This is a genomic window from Pedobacter psychrodurus (genome assembly GCF_032678585.1).
GTDB lineage: Bacteria > Bacteroidota > Bacteroidia > Sphingobacteriales > Sphingobacteriaceae > Pedobacter > Pedobacter psychrodurus_A.
On the sequence record NZ_JAVTSN010000145.1, the window covers coordinates 1 to 605 of the forward strand.

General features: G+C 44.8%; 1 protein-coding gene. It reads right to left on the reverse strand.

What is annotated here, in order from left to right:
• The coding region (tnpC, locus tag R2S57_RS30425) for an IS66 family transposase (RefSeq protein WP_316848667.1) at positions 1-605 on the reverse strand (605 nt) is incomplete at both ends.

Here is a 605-nt window from a genome sequence, read left to right on the forward strand (position 1 = left end):
ATCTCCCGTTCAATATCGTAGAGCTGACCAAATACTTCAAGCGCGTAAGCAGCTCTTTTGGGATCATTTTTCTCTGCTTCAGAAAAATACCGGCGGCTATGGGCCATGCAGCCGAGAAGTTTAATATCCTTATTTGTGGCTAGCGTTTCGTAGCAGGCATATCCGTCCGATTGGAGATAGCCTTTATAACCTGCAAGAATAAGCTGGGGCACTTCCTGATTACGGCCAGGATGATATTCAAAGTATACCAGTTTAGTAGGCGGAGCCTGCGCTGCCCAGAAATACCCTCTATGGGTGGTTCCCTGTTTGGATTTATCCATCACCTTCATCGTTGTTTCATCCATCATCAGGTAATTACTTTTTAGGATTTCCTGTTTCAGGTTATTATAAAGGGGCTGTAACAGCGTACAGGTTTTTGCGATCCAGTCCAATAATGTAGAATGTGCGAGTTTGATGCCTGCCCGTTCAAAACGGGTCATCTGGCGATAGACCGGAAGGTGGTCACAATATTTTTCAACGATCAGTGTGGCCAGTAACGAAGCATCAGCCATACAGTTTTTGATTACTGCGGTAGGAAGCGGCGCAATAATAAAGGTGCTTTTTAA